Raw genomic sequence first — 14,498 nt, forward strand, 5'->3', positions numbered from 1 at the left:
CATGGCGACAATTGCAGCACGTCATTACACCGATAATCCGACGTTTCGTGAAAACCAGCAGGCATTTGCCCGGATGCAGCAGCCAATAGATGAAGCGCGGCAAGCGGCGCTCCAGGGAGGAGGGGAGGCGGCTCGTCAGAAACAGGCGGCGCGTGGCAAACTTTCAGCCCGTGAACGTATCGCCCTGCTGATTGACGTAGGCAGCGCCTTTGTTGAAATTGGGCAGTTGGCTGCTCATCAGGTATATGAACATTCGGTGCCGTCGGCCGGGATCGTGACCGGTATCGGTATTGTTAAAAATCGCGCAGTGGCGATTTACGCCAATGATGCTTCGGTAAAAGGCGGTGCATATTATCCGCTGACATTGAAGAAGCATCTGCGCATGCAGCAGATTGCCCGTGAAATGGCACTTCCCAGCGTCTATCTGATGGACTCGGGGGGCGTTTATTTGCCGCTTCAGGAAGAGATTTTTCCTGATGAACATCATATCGGGCGCATTTTTCGCAATATTGCTGAAATGTCCGCGGCGGGTTTACCCCAGATCGCGGCGGTGTTGGGTTCCTGTACCGCAGGAGGAGCATATATACCCGCAATGTGCGACGAAACGGTGATTGTCAAAGACAACGGCACTATTTTCCTCGGCGGCCCGCAGCTGGTGCGTGCTGCAACGGGGGTAATTGTTGATGCCCAGACCCTTGGCGGTGCCGATGTCCATACGCTGGATAGCGGTGTGGCCGACCACTATGCAGAACATGACCGTCATGCGTTGCACATTGTCCGTGACATTATTGCCCGCAGCGATGCCGGTAAGCTTGCGTCACCGCCGATGGCGGCGGTTGAGCCGCTGTTCGATCCGCGCCAGATCCCTGGCATTATCAGCGCAAATCCGCGTGAACCTATCCCCGTTCGGGAGATTCTTGCCCGCCTGCTGGACGGCAGCGAGCTGACGGAATACAAAGCCCGCTATGGGCGCACGCTCATTTGCGGAACGGGCCATATCGGCGGTTTTCCGGTCGGGGTGTTGATTAATGACGGGGTGCTGTATTCAGAAAGCGCGCAGAAGGCGGCGAACTTTATCGAGCTGTGTGTACAGCGCAATATCCCCTTGTTGTTCCTGCATAACATCAACGGCTTCATGGTGGGGCCGGAGTATGAAGCCGGGGGCATTGCCAAACACGGAGCCAAAATGATGAATGCGGTCGCCTGCGCCCGTGTGCCTAAATTCTCTGTCCTGATTGGCGGCAGCTTTGGGGCGGGCAATCTGGCGATGTGTGGTCGCGCGCTTGGCCCGCAGCTCATGGCAATGTGGCCGAACGCGAAAATGTCTGTCGTCGGCAGCGAGCAGGCGGCAACGGTGATGGCACTGATGCGTGAGGAGCATTTAGAAAAAAAAGGCCAACCTTTCACCGCTGAAGAGGCTGAACGGGTCAAACAACCGGTCCGCGATGCTTATGACCGGCAGGGACAGGCATTGTATGTCGCTGCACGTTTGTGGGTGGATGCCGTTATTCTTCCCGAACATACCCGCGACTGGCTGGCGTTGGGACTTGCGCTTGCCCACCAGGCACCCCAGCAGACGACCCATTTTGGCGTTTTCAGGATGTGAACCATGTTGAATCGAATTCTTATTGCTAACCGTGGCGAGATTGCCCGACGTATTGCCCGCACCGCCAGAGAAATGGGTATTGAGTACGTAGCGGTTTATTCTGATGCCGATACCGAAGCCGATCATCTGTCAGGTGCAATACGGACCGTCAATATTGGTGGCCCGCTTGCCGCCGACAGCTATCTGAACATTGATGCGCTTGTGAGTGCCGCACGTCATTCGGGCTGTGATGCGGTTCATCCCGGCTACGGATTTTTATCTGAAAACCCGGAGTTTGCCGAGGCGGTTTCCCTGGCTGGGCTGACGTTTATCGGACCGTCGGCGAATATCATCCGCGATATGGGCAATAAAATTCTGGCCCGGCAACAGATGGAAAAAGCGGGAGTGCCAGTACTCCCCGGATCGCAGGAAGCTTCTGAATCCTTCAGTGTGCTGAATGCGCTGGCTGAAGAAATAGGATATCCGGTGATCCTCAAGCCTGTCGCGGGTGGCGGGGGTAAAGGAATGCAGGTGGTGGAGCAGGCTGCTGAAATGCAGGCGGCCGTTGCCGCGGCCGTGCGTATCGCCAGGGCTAACTTTAACGATGGCCGTCTGATGATCGAACGCTATATCCATTCGCCGCGTCATATCGAAGTGCAGATCATGGGTGATAAGCACGGGCAGGTGGTGCACCTGTATGAAAGAGAATGTTCACTGCAACGGCGGCATCAGAAAATTATCGAAGAAGCCCCGGCGACGTCCATTTCTGCGGAGGTTCGCGAAGCAATGTTAAACGCGGCCGTCAACGGGGCACGGCAAATAGGCTATTTTAATGCGGGAACATTTGAGTTTATCGTTGCGCCTGACAACCGGTTTTATTTCCTTGAGGTCAACACCCGCCTGCAGGTAGAGCATCCGGTGACGGAAATGATCACAGGACTGGATCTTGTTGAGTGGCAGATCAAAATTGCGGCGGGCGAACAACTGCCCTTGTCTCAGTCGCAGATAGTCAGTAAGGGGCATGCTTTTGAGAGCCGTATATATGCTGAGGATCCGGACGATGACTTTACTCCCTCGCCAGGACCGGCCACAGTAACATGGCCGGAGACAGCCCGGACCGACAGTGCTTTCGACCACCATGGCGAGGTACCTGCGTTTTACGATCCGCTGATTGCTAAACTTATTGTCCATGCCGCAGATCGCGAGCAGTCCCGGCTTAAAATGGTGCAGGCACTGACTCAGACGTGGGTGTTTGGGGTGACGACCAACAGTGGCTTTCTTCTGGAATTATTAAACCATCCCCGGGTGATGGCCGGTAACCTGCATACCGGGTTAATTGACCAACTTCTTACGGAGCGTGACGTCTCAGTCGGGCCACTGGCTGCCGTTGCCAGCGCAGCTGCACTGCTGGCAAAGCAGGAAAGTGCAGGGCGTACCTCTTCCCCCTGGTACGGGCTACAGGGAAACAGTGACCGGCAGGCATTAGACCCGGCGGCACCCGCAGGAAAAATATATATCCGCTATCAGGGGAATGAAATTGCTGTCAATCTGCTGACGCTCGGTAATACCCGGGTACTGACGGCTATTGGTCCGGAGACATTTACCATCACTATCGCGCCGGTGAATCATGGCTGGGGCGGGCAGTGTGGTGATGTGAGCTGGCAGGGAAGAGAGAGAAAAGGGATCGTGGAAGTGATACTGGCGGGCAAGCGATACCGGGTCGATAGCCAGCTGCATCTGGAAGAGAATAACCGTTCGACTGGCAATGGCGTAACAGCCCCCATGCCGGGAACCATCGTATTTATCGCGGTAGAACCGGGCGCATTCGTTAAGGAAGGCGATACGCTTGCCATCGTCGAGGCGATGAAAATGGAAAACCGGGTGGTGGCAGTCACCGGGGGTGTGATTGCTGAGGTGCTGTGCGCAACGGGTGAGATCGTCAGTAGCGGGCAGCAACTTTTTACCCTTGAGGAGAGGCCGGGTTAATAACCGCATTTTCACACATTGGTTTATAGGGGTTACGGATGCCGGGGAACAGAATCGTAAACCTGGAAAGGTTTTTCAGAAGGCTTGAGACGGCGGATTTTGGTGTCGTTAAGACACCTTTGGTGGTCACGTCATTATCGAACCGCAAACTTTTGCGGATCCGGAACCTCATCACACGTAACCAGCCAGGGATCTAACCCACCGGAATACGACGGCGGTCTTCTTCCAGAGATGCGCCACCAATTAAGACGTTGTCTGGATGGAGCATGTCGTAATCCCGGCAAATAAGAACGCCTTTGCGTCTGATGTTTTTAACCCGATCCACGTATTGCAAATATCAATCAATGCCAGGCTTAAAAAATAATGAAAAGGCGAGGCAATCATTGTTCAGCCCCCCGGGAGACTTCGGCTGTTTCGCCACTCTCCTGCATGTACGCTGTGGTTGTCGTCTACTGAGAAACAGAGCGTAGCGGTGCCCCCGCGCGCAGTCCCGCCATCACCATGTCGATGAGCCAGGTTAGCCGGGGCTGCCACTCATCATTAAAATCGAGCTGCCATATCCCTGCAATTGCCAGGAAAAAGTCGTCAGTGGTAACCCCCGGGTGGATAGTTCCCGCTTTCTTATTGGCATCAAGTAACAACTGAGCGGCAGCAATGACAGGGGCATAGCCTGCCTTTTCCGGACAGTCCCGCGAGAGCGATACCTCGCGAATGGCATTGGCCAGGCCTGCTTTGGTCATTGCGTATTCGGCAAGGCGATTCATCCAGTCACGCAACGCCTGTTCGGGTGCGCAGGTCCGGAGCAAATGTTCTGCAAACTTTGTGACCTGCAACATCTCATAGCGATAAACCTCCATCACTAATACCTCCCGTGTCGGGAAGTTGCGATAAAAAGTGGCCTGCCCGACGCCTGCCTTCTTCGCGATCGTGCTTAGGGGCACGTCTGCGGAAACGGTCAGTTCCTGAAGTGCAACCGACAGAATACGCTCGCGGTTTTGCTGCGCGTCAGCCCGTGCCGGGCGACCCGTTTTTTGTTGCTGTGTCACCAGTCCTCCTGTCCACAATATTAAAACTTGCTTAACGGACAATTGTCCGTTAATTTTTTCCTGTCGGACAACTGTCCGTTTGGCATTCTACCTTTTTCATCAATCCGGAGAAACATATGAAAACTTCAGGTAATACGATCTTCATCACGGGTTCCACCTCGGGGATAGGGCTGGGCCTTGCGGTACGTTTTCATGAAGCAGGCAATAAGGTCATTGTAGCTGGCCGTCGCAAGGCTTTACTTGATCAAATCACAAACGATTACCCCGGCATCGAGGCCATTGAACTCGATATTGCCGATGCCGGTTCCATTACCCGGGCAAGCGAACTCGCAGCAGCACGCTACCCCGACCTGAATGTTGTCATCAACAACGCCGGTATTATGTTGAGCGAAAATGTTTTGGATCAGAATGCAGTGAAGATTGCGCAACAGACTGTTGAGATCAACCTTCTGGGGACCATTCGTATGACTTATGCGTTCTTACCGCAGCTGGTTAAAAAGAATGACAGTGTCATCATTAATGTCAGTTCTGCACTGGCGTTTGTTCCGTTCCCTATTGCCATGACCTATAGCGCCACAAAAGCTGCGGTTCATTCATTCACTGAAAGCTTGCGTGTTCAGCTCGCCGACACTTCCGTACGCGTAATTGAGTTAGCCCCCCCAGGCGTGCAAACCACATTGTTTGGTCAGGAAAGTGACGAGCATGCCATGCCGCTGAAAGACTTCATTAATGAGACGATCGACCTTTTGCATGCAGAGCCCACACCTGATGAAATCATCGTTGAACGCGCCAGATTTTTACGCACTGCCGGGGCTACGGGTCACTACGACAGCGCCCTTAAAATGCTTTCTGAATGGAAGGCTGCAGACTAAGAGCGTTCGTGGCAAAGAGTATGGGCAACCCCGACGCAGCAGATTAGTCACTCCATAATCGAACTGAAATGACCCAAATCTGACGACCAAATTCTCCCGATGCGGAGGGAAAACTGAACATGCATCGGGAAGACTTTTCACGCTAGCTCGTTGAATTTAAATGATACAAAGGTTCGTTCAGTTTTATGAAAACCAAAAAGCCCGCTTAAGTTTCCTTAAGCGGGCTTCTCTAAATAATTAATGGTGCAATAAGTCACTTAAAAACTTCCTGGCACGTGGGTGTTGCGGATGATTGAAGAAGTTTTCCGGTTTGGATTTTTCCAGAATTTTCCCCTGATCCATAAACCAGATTGTGTCCGCCACGTCGCGGGCAAAATTCATTTCGTGTGTGACGCACATCATGGTCATACCTTCACGTGCAAGACTGCGCATCACATTCAGGACTTCACCGACCATTTCCGGATCAAGCGCCGACGTCGGTTCATCAAACAGCATCACTGGCGGTTTCATGGCTAATGCCCGGGCGATGGCAACACGTTGCTGCTGCCCGCCGGAAAGCTGTGCCGGATAGGCATTGGCTTTGTGTGATAATCCGACACGTTCCAGCAGTTCACCAGCGTGCTTGCGTGCTTCCTGACGTTTCACGCCGAGCACCTTTACCGGCGACATCATGATGTTGTCCAGCACCGAAACGTGCGGGAAAAGATTAAAGTTCTGAAAGACAAAACCGATACGCGTGCGCAACTGGTTCAGGCGGGTGCTGGTGCCATGAATATCCATGCCATCGAACAGGATCTGGCCCTCTTCAATAGGTTCCAGCCGGTTGACGGTGCGGATCAGCGTTGATTTGCCCGAGCCGGACGGTCCGCAAACCACTACGACTTCACCACTTCTAATTTCTGCACTCAGGTCGGTCAGCGCCTGATATTCGCCATACCATTTATTAACCTGATTAAATAAGATCATCGGTCGCATCGTCGTTCCTTATTATGGTTGAGTCTTCAGCAGTGGAGCCTTCGTCATTTTCTCCGCTTCCGGCATCCGGTTCTGTCGTTTGCGCGTGATACGGGCTTCAAGCTTATTGGCCAGCCACGTCAGGCTGAAACAGATGATGTAATAGCCAATCGCGACAATCGCGAAGACTTGAAAAGGTTTGGTCAGCAGTTGGTTATTCACCTGATTAGCGGCAAAGGTCAGCTCCGGCACGTTAATGACGTAACCCAGCGTGCTGTCTTTAATGATAGAAACCAACTGGCTGACCAGACTTGGCAGCGTGTTGTATAACGCCTGCGGCAGAATAATCAGACGCAGCGTTTTGAAATAACTCATCCCTAAAGCGCGCGCCGCTTCGTACTGGCCGCCCGGCAGCGCCTGAATGCCGCCGCGCACGATCTCGGCGATATACGCACTTTCATAAATCACCAGCGTACACAGCATAGTGCTGAAGCCGCTGATGTTGTGACCGATTAACAGTGGAACGCAGAAATACGTCCAGAACACCACCATCAGCAGTGGAATGCCGCGTAAGCCGTAGACCCAGCAGGCAGCGGGCCAGCTCAGCCAGCGGAAAGGCGATAAACGCGCCAGCCCGAGCAGAATACCCACCGGCAGTGCAAACAAAACGGCCAGCAGGGAAATCAGTAATGTACAAAGTATCCCGCCCAGTGGCCCCTGCGGGTATTGCCCCATCAGGAACAGCATCCCGTTGTCGTGCAAAATCGTGAACATCTCGAGCATGTGATTACCTCGCGTAGGCCCGCTGGAACCGGCGGGCCAGCAATGCGCCAGCACCCATCAGCAGCAGAGAGAAGAACAGATAACCGGCGGAGGCCACCAGATACGATTCGAAAGTCCGGAACGTCTGGTTTTCAATATCACGGGTCACGTAAGTCAGTTCAGCTACGCCAATGACCATAGCCAGACTGGTGTTTTTGAACAGTAAAACGGTGTGGTTGAGCAGCGAGGGCAGCGCGTTGCGGATGCCCTGCGGTAAAATAACCGAACGCAGCGATCGGGTGTAACTCATGCCCAGCGCGCGTGATGCTTCGGTTTGCCCTTCAGGAATAGCGCGTAATCCGCTGCGGATGTCTTCAGAGAAATACGCCGCCTGACACAATCCGAGCGCAAACATCGAGAACAGAAACTCGGCGTTGAAATCGTTAATCCACATCTGCACAGATTCCGGCAGCAGCGTCGGAATGGCGAAATACCACATCATCAGCTGAATAAGCGTCGGTACATTGCGGTGATACGACACATAGGCGCGGACGAAATATTCGGCGGCGCGTTTGTGCGTCAGCCGGATGACGACCAGCAGCAGGGCAATACACATCGCGAGCAGCCAGGACCCCAGCGCCAGCTTGAGGGTGACAACCATGCCATCGACGATCATCTGCCCGAACTGACCGGTCAGGACTTTGCTGAAATCGAGCGTCATCGTATTTTCACCCTCCTGAATGGTTGTACTGTGGGTTTATAGGAAAAAGATCACAGACCTTCGCCGGGGCGCATGGTGGAAAGGCCACCGGGAACCTGCAACGTCGGGGTGATTTCGATGTTGCCGATGTTGACGGCAATCGGCGCAGAAACGGCAAACGCCACGCAATCGGCGATGTCTTTGGCTTCGGGCAGTTCAAAACCGTCAATGAAACGGCGGCGGGCTTCTTCGTGATCGCCGGAAACATTGCCGAAAATATCAGTCGCCACGCGGCCCGGGCAGATTTCAGTGATGCGCACACGCTTGCCGTAGCAGTCAACGCGTAGCTGGCGTGACAGGGCGTGAACTCCGGCTTTGGTGGCGTGATAAATCGAGTTGCCGCCGAAGTTATAAATCGCGGCAATCGAGGTGATGTTGATGACGTGGCCGCGATCGCGTTCCATCATGCCCGGTACCAGCAGGCGGCAAAGATGCAAAACGGCGCGCAGATTCACATCCACCTGCGTATCCACGGATTCTTCATCGGCGCTCAGGATAGAGCCGGGACGGGAAACCCCGGCGTTGTTCACCAGAATATCCACGCTGATCTCGCTGCACAGGCGCGTCACCGCGTCGAGGTCGCTGACGTCGAGCGCATGCGGAATACAACCGGTGCGGGCGGCGAGGGCGGCCAGCTGATCGGCGCGGCGCGCGACGGCATGAACGGTGATCCCTTCCTGACAAAGGCGTTCGACAATGGCTTCACCCATGCCGGCCGATGCGCCGGTCACCAGCGCGGTTTTGTAATCTGAAAATGGCATTGCGACTCTCCTGTTAAACCTCCGGCTCCATCATGTTCTGCCGGTGGGTGTTTTCTGACTGTATCCAGTAATTCTCAGACGGTATAAGACATAAACCGTGTGAGGCGATAAGAGGGGCTTATAACAGCGTGTTTTACCGTGCCATCTGGCGGCGTTGCCGGGCTGGCGGCATCAGCGCGATGTCCATTTCGGCAATAATTTCCCGCAGCGTATGCACCATTTCGAGGGATTCCGGCGTATCGCCGTGAACCAGAATCGATGTCGCATCCACCGGCAACGTCGCGCCGTCGATGCTTTGCACCGTGCCTTCGCGCAGCAACTGCCGGATGCGCGCGCGTACCTGCTCTTTGTCATGAATAACCGCGCCCGGCAGCGTCCGGCTGACCAGCAGGCCGTTGCTTTCATAGGCGCGGTCGGCGAGAAACGTACCAATCACCGGCAAATCCAGCGCCCGCGCCATGCGTTCGACGGCGTTGCCGGGCATCGTGCTGATGATCATTTGTGCATCGAAATTCTTCACCGCCTGCAATAACACCCGCGCCAGCCGGGCGTCTTCGGACACCATATTGCCCAGCGCACCGTGGAAACTCATGTGCGTCAGCGGGTAATCCGCCGCTTTCGCAAAAGCAGAAAGCGCGCCAAGCTGATAGGTGACGTAATGCGCCATCACCTCCGGTTCGATGTGCATCCGGCGGCGGCCAAACCCGGACAAATCGGGAAATCCGACGTGCGCACCGAGATCCACCTGATACTTTTTCGCCAGCGCGACGGTTTTCGCCATAATCACCGCGTCCCCCGCGTGAAACCCGCAGGCCACGTTGGCGGAGGTGATCAGCGGCATCAGCGCGGCGTCGTCGGCGATGGTGTAATCGCCAAAGCCTTCGCCGATATCGGCGTTTAAATCGATGTATTTCATGCGGCCAGCTCCTCGCGGCGTAAAGTGAAAATCTCCGCGCCGTATTCAACGCAGTCACCGTCTTCCACGAACAGGGATTCCACCACGCCCTGCACCGGGCTGCGCAGCGGCAGATAAATCACGCCGACTTTCAGCAGGCCGAGCAGCGCATCTTTCCCGACTTTTTCACCCGGTTGTGTGAACGGAATTTTGTTGAGCGGATGCCGTAACAACACAATGCCGGGGAAAGGTGCACACACCGCGTCGGGAGCGGTCAGCACGGGAAGCGCAGGCGTTTCGTCCGGCATGCGGCATGGCAAAATGGCGGGGGAGACTGGCGCGTATTTCATGCTGATCCGAAAGCCGTTTCCGCTGAGTTCAATCTGGCTCAGGCCGGACGTACGCATCTTTCGTGCGATATCTCGCAACTCGCTGAGTGCTGGTGCTTTTTTTTCCATATCCTTCCCGTCGAAGAGAGAGTGTCCCCGCGCAATAACGACGACAAAACGACCCGCTTTGCGGGCGGTAAAAGCACTCTATCGTGTCACTGCCGACGTCAGGAAAGAGGATTTCGCTTTGCGGTAATAAGGTGTGCTTATTACCCCACCAGCGTCAGTGGCCGGTTATCCACCGTGCGGCTGGCCATCAGCGACAGTAAAATCGCTTTGACCGCTTCGGCGGGCTGGGACAGCGGCAGATGGTCGGACATGCAAAATGACAGCGCCGCCTGAATATTCGGTTTATCAATTTTCGCCATCCACGAACCCGAGGCTTTGAGCATCGCGCGGGCGGCGGATTCCGGCATGATCGTGCAGCCTAAACCCGCCGCCAGCGCGGCATTGAGGGTGGTTTGCGATTCGATTTCGCATTTCACGCGGTACGTCACTGCTTCATGGATAAACGCGTCGTCGATGACTTTACGCATGATGTTGTAAATGCGCGGCAGGAACAGGTCATACTTTGCCACCTGCGCCAGACTGACGGATTTCAGCGGTTTGCTCAGCGCGTGCGGGCAGACGAAATACAACTCTTCTTTCATCAGCGGTATAAACCGTAATCCGTGAATTTCCCGGTTGCCGTAAATCACCGCCATATCCATCCGGCCATTCATGATCAGCTCGCTGAGCGTGGTACCGAAGTTTTCATTGAAATACAATACGATGCCCGGATATTGCCGGTGGACTTCTTCCATCAGCGGCAATGCCAGTTGCTGTGCGGCGGTGCCCGGCGCAAGCCCGACAGAAACGCTGCCCGAAAGTGCCAGCGCCGAGCCGTCAATCGCGCTCTGGGCCTGATCGCACTGGCGCAAAATGGCCTGCGCGTGGATATACAAAATCTTGCCCGCTTCGGTCGGCGTCACGCCGCGTTTGGTGCGGATCAGCAGTTGCTGATTCACTTCGCCTTCCAGCGTCGCGAGTTGCTGGCTGAGCGCAGGCTGTGCAATGTGCAGGATATCTGCGGCCTGAGTGAGGCTACCCACATCGACAATCTTAATAAAATATTTAAGGCGGCGGAGATTCACGATGGCATCCTCATCACGGAAACAAGTGGTGTTATAAGTAATGTGTATGAAGCAAGATGAGTGCCAACACGCACTAACAGGCTGATTTATGTCCGATATCCGGTTTTCCTTCTGATTTACCCGCCGATTTATTCACTGTATAGCCGGATGTTTTCTGCCTTTGCGCAGCCTCCCGAATAATGAAAATTCCCGCCTGCACTGCGCCGGTGCAAATTGCCTGATTTGCGCGTTCAGCCATTGTTTTGTGTTATGTCACCACAACAAAGCGCTATTGGTCGGCGCGGTCCGTTCCTCATTACTCTTTCCCCTGAAGTGCCTCATCGCTGTCCGTCTTTTTACGTTCGATAAAAACAATGGAACCCCAGGACCATGCCTGATATCGCCGATCGCTTAAAAAATGTCTCTGTTTCTGCCTCCGTCGCCATGACGCAAAAGGCCCGTGACCTCGCAGCCGCAGGCGTGAACGTCATTGCGCTTTCTACCGGTGAACCGGATTTTCCGACGCCCCCTCATGCCACGGAAGCCGCCTACGCCGCCGCGCTCGGCGGTGATACCCGTTATCCGCCAACCGACGGAACCCCGGCGCTGCGGGCGGCCATTGCGCGTAAATTTCAGCGCGATAACAACCTGAATTACGACGTGAGCCAGATCCTCACCGCAGGCGGCGCGAAGCAAATTATTTTTAACGCGATGCTGGCGACGATTAATCCGGGCGATGAAGTGGTGATCCCGACGCCGTCGTGGATTAGCTATGCGGATATCGTCAAATTCGCGGGCGGTATTCCGGTGCCGGTGGCCTGCCCGGAGGAGAACAATTTCAAGCCGTATCCGCAGGACATCGACGCGGCGATTACGCCGAAAACCAAGTGGCTGCTGCTGAATTACCCGAGCAATCCGACCGGTTCCGTGGCAACCCGCCAGGAATTGCAGGCGATGGGCGAGGTGATGCTGCGCCATCCGGGCGTGTGGATCCTGACTGATGACATTTACGAACATCTGATTTATGACGACGTGACGTTTTATACGCTGGCCGAAGTGGAACCGCGTTTGCTCGATCGCGTGCTGACGGTCAACGGCGTGTCGAAAGCCTATTCCATGACCGGCTGGCGTTTAGGTTTTTGCGGCGGTCCGCAAGATCTGATTAAAGCCATGAGTAACGTGAACACGCAAAACAGCGGTGGCGTCACCACGCTCACGCAGGCAGCGGCGGTCGCGGTGCTTAACGGCCCGCAGGATTTACTGAAAGAGCGCGCCGAAATCTACCGCCAGCGCCGCGATTACGTGCTGGAGCGGTTAACATCCGTGCATGAACTGCGCTGTCATAAACCGCAGGGTGCGTTCTATCTGTTCGTGAACATTGAAGGCTGCATCGGGAAAACCACCGCAGGCGGGCGTCACATCAATAGCGATGCCGATTTCGTGATGGCGCTGATCGAAGAAAAACACGTCGTCACCGTGCAGGGCGCGGCCTACGGCATGAGTCCGTATTTCCGCATTTCGTATGCGACCAGCATGGAAGTTTTGCAAGACGGCTGCGACCGGATAGCAGAGTTTTGTGCGGAGCTGAAGTCATAACGTCTGAGTCAGAAGCATAAAAAAACGGGCCTGTTCTGGCCCGTTTTCTGTTTCATCCATAGGGCGTTTTAAACCCCCATGATTTTCTTCACCGGCATAACGCTATCGCGCAGGCGGGTGAGCCACTGGCTGATCTGCGCTGCAACAGCAATGGCTTCGCGTGCATCGCTTTTGACCAACTGAATGCTCTGACCGGGCTGAACCTGCGCCAGGCGCCATAAGTCTTCTTCAATAATTCCGGCAATTTTCGGATAGCCTCCGGCGGTATTGGCGTCAGCCAGCTGAATGATCGGCTCGCCGGCAGGCGGAACCTGAACGATGCCGGGGACTAAACCGTATGAACGCATTTCGATGACTTTCGAGGGCGTGACCGGCGCGCCGGATAAGCGGTAACCGGTGCGGTTGCTGTGCAGGGACACTTTCCACGGCTGCGACCAGAAGCGGGGAAGATCGGCTTCAAACAGCGTGTATTCTCCGGCGGGAATAGCCCGCAGTTGCACGCATCCCTCAGTGCTGGTCGGGAATACGTTTGCCAGCGCGATCTCCGGCGGCTCGATGCCCATACCTTGCGCAGGCAGGGGAGATGCGGTGGTTTTACCCGCCGCGAGGCGATCGTTTTTCTCCAGTGGTCGTCCGTCTAAACCACCAAAACCACCACGCAGCGCGGTACTGCGCGAGCCCATAACGACCGGGACGTCAATGCCTCCGGCGACGCACAAATAGCTGCGCGCACCGTAACGCGGGAACTGCATTTCCAGTTCCTGCCCTGCGCGGACGGAACACGCCCACCAGGGCGGAAGATCTGTACCGTCGAGCTTCGTGCGGCAATCTGCGCCGGTGATGGCAATGCTGGTATCGGCGAGAAACCGGACCTTAAACGGAAACATCTGCACTTCAATGCAGGCGGCGTTTTCGTCATTGCCCAGCATGATGTTGCCCGCGTGAAACGCCAGCGGATCCATCACGCCGCTGACGGACACGCCGATATCCCGAAATCCGTTGCGGCCCGCGTCCTGAACGGTATTCAGCGGGCCGGTTTTCACTATTTCAATCACGGCTGGTTCAGTCACAATTCAATCCTTTCTGGCAGAAAGCGCACGCTGTCCCCCGGTGCCATGAGTGCAGGATTCTCCGCCTGCGGGTCAAACAGCGTCAGTTCGGCGAATCCGATGGCGTTCCAGCCGTTTGGCCCGGTCAGCGCGGAAATCCCGGTCTGTGCGCCGCCGATGGTCACGGTGCCTTTGAGCATATTCAGCGAGGGGACTTTTTTACGCGGCGTGGCCAGAGACGGATCCAGCCCGTGGAGATAGCCAAAACCCGGTGCGCTGCCCAGTGAAAACACCGTGTAGCAACCCTCGGAATGGCGATGGATGACCTCGCGTGGCGAAAGCCCGGTATGCTGGCAAACCGCGTCCAGATCGGTGGCATATTGGCCGCCGTAAATCACCGGAATTTCAATCAGTTTGCCTTGCGGATGTACGGCCTGTGCCTGTTCCCAGGCGGCCACCAGCAGGGCAAAGGTGGCGTCGTAATCTGCCGGTGTCTGGCGAAACAGCACCAGCAGATTGGTCACGCCGGGGATCAGTGATTCGATATCATTACGCGCACGCAATGCGACCGCCAGTGACCAGATGCGGCGCTGAGCGGGCAGGTCGAAATCTCCTGGCGCTTCAATCAGCCATGCACGGCTGCCGATGGTGGAGATTTTGATGTTGTCGCCCTGACTGGCAAGAATAAAAGAGGCGCGGGAAGGCGCCTCGTGCGACGCAGTGATCATCGG

At 55.4% G+C, this 14,498-nt stretch carries 14 protein-coding genes; 4 read left to right on the forward strand and 10 right to left on the reverse strand.

Annotated elements, in window-relative coordinates; genetic code table 11:
* Nucleotide 1 precedes the first annotated feature (1 nt).
* Both ETV65_RS00110 and ETV65_RS00115 read left to right on the forward strand, forming a co-directional pair.
* Nucleotides 2–1,606, forward strand: coding sequence for a carboxyl transferase domain-containing protein (locus ETV65_RS00110; RefSeq protein WP_129950998.1), 1,605 nt, complete (start codon nt 2–4; stop codon nt 1,604–1,606).
* A 3-nt stretch (nt 1,607–1,609) separates the two neighbouring features.
* Complete coding sequence (locus ETV65_RS00115) at nt 1,610–3,571, forward strand: biotin carboxylase N-terminal domain-containing protein (protein WP_129950999.1); 1,962 nt, start codon at nt 1,610–1,612, stop codon at nt 3,569–3,571.
* 449 nt (nt 3,572–4,020) lie between these two features.
* Here the strand turns inward: ETV65_RS00115 and ETV65_RS00120 are convergent, their stop codons facing one another.
* The gene (locus ETV65_RS00120; RefSeq protein WP_129951000.1) at nt 4,021–4,617 is read right to left on the reverse strand and encodes a TetR/AcrR family transcriptional regulator; all 597 of its coding nucleotides are present in this window, start codon (nt 4,615–4,617) and stop codon (nt 4,021–4,023) included.
* 116 nt (nt 4,618–4,733) lie between these two features.
* Between ETV65_RS00120 and ETV65_RS00125 the strand changes: the two genes are divergently transcribed.
* Nucleotides 4,734–5,489 carry an SDR family NAD(P)-dependent oxidoreductase gene (locus ETV65_RS00125; RefSeq protein ID WP_129951001.1) on the forward strand — a complete coding sequence of 252 codons (756 nt, stop codon included), beginning with the start codon at nt 4,734–4,736 and terminating at the stop codon, nt 5,487–5,489.
* 237 nt (nt 5,490–5,726) lie between these two features.
* Here the strand turns inward: ETV65_RS00125 and ETV65_RS00130 are convergent, their stop codons facing one another.
* From ETV65_RS00130 to nac, 7 genes are all read right to left on the reverse strand, one after another.
* Nucleotides 5,727–6,464 carry an amino acid ABC transporter ATP-binding protein gene (locus tag ETV65_RS00130; protein WP_013576021.1) on the reverse strand — a complete coding sequence of 246 codons (738 nt, stop codon included), beginning with the start codon at nt 6,462–6,464 and terminating at the stop codon, nt 5,727–5,729.
* Nucleotides 6,465–6,476: 12 nt separating this feature from the next.
* Entirely contained in the window at nt 6,477–7,226 is a 750-nt protein-coding gene (locus ETV65_RS00135) for an amino acid ABC transporter permease (protein WP_129951002.1), read from the reverse strand.
* Nucleotides 7,227–7,230: 4 nt separating this feature from the next.
* The gene (locus ETV65_RS00140) at nt 7,231–7,926 is read right to left on the reverse strand and encodes an amino acid ABC transporter permease (protein ID WP_013576019.1); all 696 of its coding nucleotides are present in this window, start codon (nt 7,924–7,926) and stop codon (nt 7,231–7,233) included.
* Between the two features lie 50 nt (nt 7,927–7,976).
* Nucleotides 7,977–8,726, reverse strand: a complete 750-nt coding sequence (locus tag ETV65_RS00145) for an SDR family oxidoreductase (RefSeq protein ID WP_013576018.1) — start codon at nt 8,724–8,726, stop codon at nt 7,977–7,979.
* Between the two features lie 133 nt (nt 8,727–8,859).
* Entirely contained in the window at nt 8,860–9,642 is a 783-nt protein-coding gene (locus ETV65_RS00150) for a 5-oxoprolinase subunit PxpA (RefSeq protein WP_129951003.1), read from the reverse strand.
* Complete coding sequence (locus ETV65_RS00155; protein WP_129951004.1) at nt 9,639–10,079, reverse strand: acetyl-CoA carboxylase biotin carboxyl carrier protein subunit; 441 nt, start codon at nt 10,077–10,079, stop codon at nt 9,639–9,641. Before ETV65_RS00155 ends, ETV65_RS00150 begins: the two co-directional genes overlap by 4 nt.
* 140 nt (nt 10,080–10,219) lie before the next feature.
* Nucleotides 10,220–11,143, reverse strand: a complete 924-nt coding sequence (gene nac, locus ETV65_RS00160) for a nitrogen assimilation transcriptional regulator NAC (RefSeq protein WP_129951005.1) — start codon at nt 11,141–11,143, stop codon at nt 10,220–10,222.
* A 369-nt stretch (nt 11,144–11,512) separates the two neighbouring features.
* Between nac and ETV65_RS00165 the strand changes: the two genes are divergently transcribed.
* A complete protein-coding gene (locus ETV65_RS00165) occupies nt 11,513–12,718 on the forward strand; it encodes a pyridoxal phosphate-dependent aminotransferase (protein WP_015690101.1) in 1,206 nt (401 codons plus the stop codon).
* Nucleotides 12,719–12,786: 68 nt separating this feature from the next.
* On the opposite strand, the gene ETV65_RS00170 is transcribed toward ETV65_RS00165, so the two are convergent.
* Nucleotides 12,787–13,773 (reverse strand): biotin-dependent carboxyltransferase family protein, encoded by a 987-nt coding sequence (locus tag ETV65_RS00170; RefSeq protein WP_205951552.1) that lies wholly within the window; start codon nt 13,771–13,773, stop codon nt 12,787–12,789.
* An 11-nt stretch (nt 13,774–13,784) separates the two neighbouring features.
* Nucleotides 13,785–14,495, reverse strand: a complete 711-nt coding sequence (pxpB, locus tag ETV65_RS00175; RefSeq protein WP_129951007.1) for a 5-oxoprolinase subunit PxpB — start codon at nt 14,493–14,495, stop codon at nt 13,785–13,787.
* Nucleotides 14,496–14,498 lie beyond the last annotated feature (3 nt).

Source organism: Rahnella sp. RFA10(1/100), assembly GCF_004195115.1.
Lineage (GTDB): Bacteria > Pseudomonadota > Gammaproteobacteria > Enterobacterales > Enterobacteriaceae > Rahnella > Rahnella perminowiae.